This is a genomic window from Methylobacterium trifolii (assembly GCF_022179685.1).
Lineage (GTDB): Bacteria > Pseudomonadota > Alphaproteobacteria > Rhizobiales > Beijerinckiaceae > Methylobacterium > Methylobacterium trifolii.
In genome coordinates this window covers 1-5,972 of sequence record NZ_BPRB01000287.1, presented here as the reverse complement: position 1 = coordinate 5,972, position 5,972 = coordinate 1, and the positions used below count along the sequence as shown (strand labels likewise).

Sequence of the window (5,972 nt, the reverse complement as noted above, 5' to 3'; positions counted from 1 at the left end):
CGGCCGATCTCGGCCTCGGCGCGGACGATGGCGGTCTCCAGGGCTTCGAGCACGGCCTCGGGGGTGGCGAAGGGGATCGAGAGGATGCGGGGATTGCGCTTCGACAGGTCCTTGCCGTCGTAGGCGTTGGTGATCGTGTGCAGGCCGCCCTGGGCCATCTCCAGGGGCGGATAGCTCGGGTGGGGCGAGAGCATCAGCGAGATGCCGACGGACGCCCGCGACAGCAGGTCGGCATAGTCCTCCAGCGAGAGCTTGCCGTGGATGTCGAGGTTCTGGACCGCGCCGGCGGCGGCCGGGGCATAGCTCTCGCCCGCCGAGACGACCCGCCAGAGCGCCGCCGCGGTGGGGTTGGCCTGCTGCCAGCGGGAGACCGCGGCGCAGATCGTCGAAAAGCAGTTCCGCGGCGTGTTCGGCCGCCCGTAGAGCAGGATGATCCGCTCGCGCGGCCGGCGGCTCATGGCGCGCCCGATCGCCGGGTTCAGCTTGAAGCGCACGACGTAGGCGTCCGGCACGGCGTAGGCGCGGGCCATGAAGGCGGCCAGCTCCTCGGAATTGATCAGGGCGATGGTCCGGTCGCCGTGGCCGTAGGTCGCCTGCGCCATCCCGTATTGCGGGGACCAGCCGTAGAAGTCCGGCTCGTGGTCCTGGATCAGGTAGACGACCTTGCGCCCGATCCCGAAATAGGCGGCCTGCCGCGCCTGGAGTTCGTAGGCGTTGACCGCCGTCCACCAGGCGGTGGCGACGAACACGTCGCCGGGACGCACGTCCAGTTCGCCGCTCTCCTGATCCGTCACGTCGACCACGACCCGGGGGAAATCGGTGCAGGCCCCGAAGCCGACGAGGCGGTAGCCCGGGAAGGCCAGCATCGATTCGAGGTCGAGGGCGCGGGTCTGGCAGATGATCCGCAGGTCGACGGACCCGCCCAGCGCCTCGGCGATCTCCTCGAAGATTCGGATCGCCGTGGTGATCCCGCCGAAGCGCAGTTCCGGCTTCAGGGTGGGGATGATCAGGTTGAGGCGCGGGCGGGTGCGGCCGTCCGGCCGCGTCGCGATGGGCGTGAGGTCGCCGAACAGCGGCCGGCTCTCCAGGGCCGGCAGCCGGTTGTGCAGGAGGGAGCGGCAGACCCGCAGGAGGTCCTGCGGCAGGTCCCGCTCGGCGAGCGCCGGCACCAGGGTCTCGGGCGGCACGCGGTCGGCGCGCCCGACCTTGGCCCAGCGGTAGCCCCGGCCCTCCACGAAATAGAGGATCGCCCGCTCGATCGCGTGGGCGGTCGTGCCGTCGACCTGGCCGGCCTCGGCCGGGAAGTCCCCCCAGTCGAGCCCCTGGTCGAGCAGCCCGCGCAGGGCGTCGCTGCGGCCCCAGTAGAAGGAGCTGGAGGGGAATTCGAGCACCAGTTCCTTGCTCAGGCCGATCCCGGCGCGGCCGAGCAGGCTGCGGGCGGCGTCGTAGTTGCTGCCCCAGTTCAGGAGGCTGCGCACCGGCTCGAAATGCTCGGGGTAGACCAGTCCGACGTTCGAATTGGAGAGAAGCCCGAGGATCGAGCGCACGATCTCCGGCGAGCCCAGCAGGGTGTCGAGGAGGTAGCGCCGCCAGGGGGCGAGCCGGCCCTCGTGCGGCGACTTCTTGGAATGGATGTGCAGGAAGACCGGATAGGCCTCGAACACGCGGGCGAACCCGACCAGCATCGGCGCGACGTCGCGCCCGACGTTGGGGAACACCTCGACGCTCACGCTGCCGGAATGCCCGGCGAAGGCCGCCGCAATCGCGGCCCGCTTGGCCTCCGTGTCGGTGGAGACGAACAGGTCGGCGCGGACCGGGATGTTGGCGAGATAATCGCGGATCTCGTCGCAGAGGTCCGGGTAGTAGACGTGCGCGATCACCGCCACGCGCTCGGGCAGCCGGGCCGGATCGGGGGCGTAGCGGAAGGGGACCTCGAGGGCGAGGTCGGTGGGGCGCCTGGGCCGCGTGCTCTCCACCGATCCGTAGAACGTGGTCAGGTTCGGCGTGCGCCTGTAGCGCTGCCGCGGGGCCGGCACCGGCCGGGCATGCGCCCGCTTCGCGGACCCGGCGTTCGCCAGGTGCGTCTCGATGGCCGCGCGCAGCGCCGGATTGGCGTGCAGCGCCGCGCGCCAGCCCCGCGGGTCGGCCTGTGCCAGCCGGTCGCGCAGGAGCTGGACCTTCAGGAAGGGGAAGCCGCGGGCCGCAAGGCCCAGCCAGTCCTCGATCGTCGGGTTGATGGGACGGCCGAAGCCGCGGGTCGTCGGGAACAGCACCTCGACGGCGAGCCCGGCCCGCTCCAGGGCCTCGATCGGCACGAGTTCGTAGGAATCGATCACCGCCTGCTTGTCGCGCAGGCTGCGCACGCCGTTCCAGAATCCCTGCACGTGGGGCGAGGCGAGGCCGGAAGCCTTGATGGCGATGAAGTAGCTCATCAGGTGATGCTTCATCTGATGGCTGTCGGTCAGCGCGATCACGTCGCCGGCGCTGGCGCGGATGCGCGCGATCACGGCCTCGAACCGCTCCGGGTCGGTGGGGCCGTAGACGCTGTCGTTGGCCAGGATCAGGAGCCGGGCCTGCCAGAGGTCGGGGAGGGCGGAGAGCGTCGCGGCCCAGGCGGCGAAGTCCCAGCCGTGGTTGCGGCGCACGACCAGGCCCTCGACGGCCTCGCACCAGGCCGGCAGGGGCCGGTCGAGGCCGTCCGTGGCGATCGTCAGGACGACGGCGATGCCAGTGCTACGAAGCGCCTCGACGTGGAGCCGGACATGCTCGGCGATGGCCCCGTCCCGCGAATAGGTCACGAACACGCAGACCTCGCGCCCGGCCAGATCGGTTGCGCGGCGGATCTCGTAGGGGATGTCGAGGACCGCGCAATCCGCGGTCTCGGCGTCGGGCGGCCGGATCGAACGGCCGTCGGCACGGCCGAAGACCAGGTAGTGCGCCAGGGGCTCCCAGCCGGCCTCGACGGCGTCGCGGTGCCGGAAGGCGTACCAGCGCCGGTCGAAGGCCGGATGCGGGTCGCGGCCCTCGGCGGCGCCCGCGCGCAGGTAGTGGACCAGGGGGTTCTCGCCGGTCTCGCCCAGGGTCTCGTGGTTGGCGACGTACCAGTCGGTGTCGAAGAACGGATTGGGGTCGTAGCCGAGGGCGGCGCCGCGCATGACGTAATGGGCGAGCGGCGTCAGGCCGACGCCGTCGAGGTCCGGCAGCGCCTTGCGGTAATACGCGTCGTCGAACAGCGGGTGCGGGTCGCGGCCGCGCCCCTCCAGGTAGTGCTGCAGCGGTGCGGAGAGGTCGCCGTGGGGGTTGCGGCTCCGATACCAGGCGGCGTCGAAGAGCGGATGGGGGCTGCGCCCCTCCTCGGCCCCGTGTCGGATGTAGTGGGCCAGCGCGTTGTCGCCGGCCGCGCGCACGTCCGGGTACCGTTCCAGATACCAGCCCATGTCGAACAGGGGATGCGGGTCGCCGCCCTCCCCGTCGCGGCGGTCGAGGAAATGCAGAAGCGGGTTGATGCCGCCCTCGGTCAGGTCCGGATGATTGCGCGCGTACCAGGCCGGATCGAACAGCGGGTGGGGCGCCCGGCCCTGGCGCGCGCCCTCGCGCAGGTAGTGCTCGGCCGGATCGGTGACGGTGGCGGCAAGCTCGGGATAGGTCGCGAGATACCAGTCCGGGTCGAGCACCCGCCGGACCTGTGCCAGGTCCGCATCCTGCGCGGACCGGGCCGAGACGAGCTTGCGCCGCCGGCCCTTGCCCGAACCCAGGAGGGTTCCGGGGATGGCGTTGAGGTGCCCCGCCAGCCGCGTCCGCCAGCCCCCGTGCTCGCCGTGCGGGCGGGCCGAGGGGCTCGCGCCCTCCGGTCCGGCTTCCGCCGGGCCCGGAGACGGGGATCGGGATGTCTCGCGTTCGTCCACTCTGTCCAAGACCCCGTCGTTCCTGCGGACCGCACGCCGCCGGCCCCATCGTCTCCGGGCGCCTACCGCGAATGGCGCCCCGCGTGAAGGCGGCCGATCCCGGCGCGGTGCCACGACACCGTCCCGGACCGGGCTCGCGCGGCCGGCCTCACGTGTCGATGGTCTTGCGGGCGAAGCTCTCGATGTAGTCCATCAGCCGGTCGGACGCCGTGCCCGCCAACTTTGCATCGCCGGCCGCGATCGCGTCGCAGACCTCGGCGTGGAGGGTTGCGGCCAGGGGCAGGTCGGCCGCCTCCTTGTAGTGCTGGTACCAGAAGCGTCGGGACAGGGCCGCCATCGTGCTCAGCGAGCGCACGGCGAACTCGTTGCGGGAAGCCGCCGCGACGCCCTCGTTGAAGCCGCGGTCCAGGCGCATGAAGGCGAGGTCGTCGTTGGCCAGGGCGGCCTCCCGCATGCTCGCGGCGATCGCGCCGAACCCGGCCCGCTCCTCGGGGCTTGCCCGCTCGGCCGCGAGCCGCGCGATCAGGTTCTCCAGCACCCGCCGCGTCTCCAGGAGCCGCAGCTGCGTGCGCAGGTTGATCTCGGAGACGAGGATGCCGCGGCGCGGCAGCACCATGACGAGGCCGTCGCGGGCGAGGCGCTGCAGGGCCTCGCGCACGGGGGTGCGGCCGATCCGGAGGCGCTGCGCCAGGCTCTGCTCGCCCAGCACCGTGCCCGGCGGCAGCTTCAGGGTGGTGATCAGTTCCTCGAGCTGCCGGTAGGCCCGCTCCGTCAGCAGCAGTTCTTCCGGCTCGTCCGCGCCGACGCCGCCAGGGGCGGCGGGGGTCGCAGCCGAAGCTGGCGCCTTCCGCGCCCGCGGCACGCGGCTGGCGCGGGGGGGCTTGCCGGCAACGTAATTCATCTCGGGCCCACGATCTCGGCTGTCCGCCCTCGATAGCACGCCCCCTTGCGGATCGCACGGCTCCGCCGGCCCTCGGGACTCACCGCGAAACACCGAGAATCTATCTTGAATATCTCACTGAAATATCAGACGCTCCGGGCGCAAGAAGGACGGCCTGGGAGGGCGACGATGACGGGGCAGATGATTCTACCGGCGGCCACGCCGATGCCGGGCGTCGCCGCGGGGGCGGCCTCCGCGCGGGCCTCCGACGTGATGATCGCGGCGCGCCTGGAGCGCCTGCCGATGACGGGGTTCCAGCGCACGATCTTCCTGATCATCGCCACCGCCTGGTTCTTCGATTCGATCGACCTCGGCTCGCTCACCTTCCTCCTCGGCTCGATCAAGACGGAGTTCGGCCTCTCGACGGCCCAGGCCGGGCTGCTCTCCAGCATGAGCTTCGTCGGCATGTTCCTGGGGGCCGCCCTCTCGGGGATGCTGGCGGACCGCTTCGGCCGCAAGCTCGTGTTCCAGGTCAGCATGGTGTTCTGGGGCCTGGGCAGCCTGTGGTGCGCCTACGCGCCGGACGCGACGAGCCTCGGCTACGCGCGCCTGCTGCTGGGCTTCGGCATGGGCATGGAGTTCCCGGTGGCGCTCGCCATCGTCTCGGAGTTCGTGCCGAGCGCCAAGCGCGGGCGCTACCTCGCGATCATGGAGGGCTTCTGGCCGCTCGGCTTCATCGCTGCGGGCTGCCTCAGCCTCGTCCTGCTGAGCTACTTCGACTGGCGCGCCGTCTTCCTGGCCCAGGCCGTGCCGGCCCTGTTCCTGTTCGTCATCCGCATGTTCGTGCCCGAATCGCCCCGCTGGCTCGCCGACCGCGGCCGCTTCGAGGAGGCCAACCGGGTCATGGACGAGATCGAGGCGAAGGTGCGCGCGCGCCTCGGCGGACGCCCCCTGCCGGAGCCGCAGCCGCTGGCGGCGCAGGTTCGCTGCGAGCGCCGGTTCTCGTTCCTGGAACTCTGGAGCCCGGGCTATGCCAGCCGCACCGTGATGATCTGGCTGACCTGGTTCTTCGCCCTGCTCGGCTTCTACGGGCTGACCACCTGGCTCGGGGCCCTGCTCCAGGCGTCCGGCCACAGCGTCGCCAAGTCCGTGAGCTACACCATCCTGATCTCGCTGGCCGGCGTGCC

At 71.6% G+C, this 5,972-nt stretch carries 3 protein-coding genes; 1 reads left to right on the top strand and 2 read right to left on the bottom strand.

All coding sequences use genetic code 11. From position 1 onward, the window contains the following. Both COGEMETH_RS22085 and COGEMETH_RS22080 read right to left on the bottom strand, forming a co-directional pair. On the bottom strand, nt 1-3,905 hold a 3,905-nt coding region (locus COGEMETH_RS22085), incomplete at its 3' end, for a rhamnosyltransferase WsaF family glycosyltransferase (RefSeq protein ID WP_238184841.1). A 148-nt stretch (nt 3,906-4,053) separates the two neighbouring features. Then, nucleotides 4,054-4,806 carry a GntR family transcriptional regulator gene (locus tag COGEMETH_RS22080; protein WP_238184839.1) on the bottom strand — a complete coding sequence of 251 codons (753 nt, stop codon included), beginning with the start codon at nt 4,804-4,806 and terminating at the stop codon, nt 4,054-4,056. Nucleotides 4,807-4,974: 168 nt separating this feature from the next. Between COGEMETH_RS22080 and COGEMETH_RS22075 the strand changes: the two genes are divergently transcribed. Further along, the coding region (locus tag COGEMETH_RS22075) for an MFS transporter (protein ID WP_238184838.1) at nt 4,975-5,972 on the top strand (998 nt) is incomplete at its 3' end.

Excerpts from the sequence above, each read along its gene's own strand:
- COGEMETH_RS22080 (WP_238184839.1), bottom strand. The coding sequence starts at position 4,806 with ATGAATTACGTTGCCGGCAAGCCCCCCCGCGCCAGCCGCGTGCCGCGG.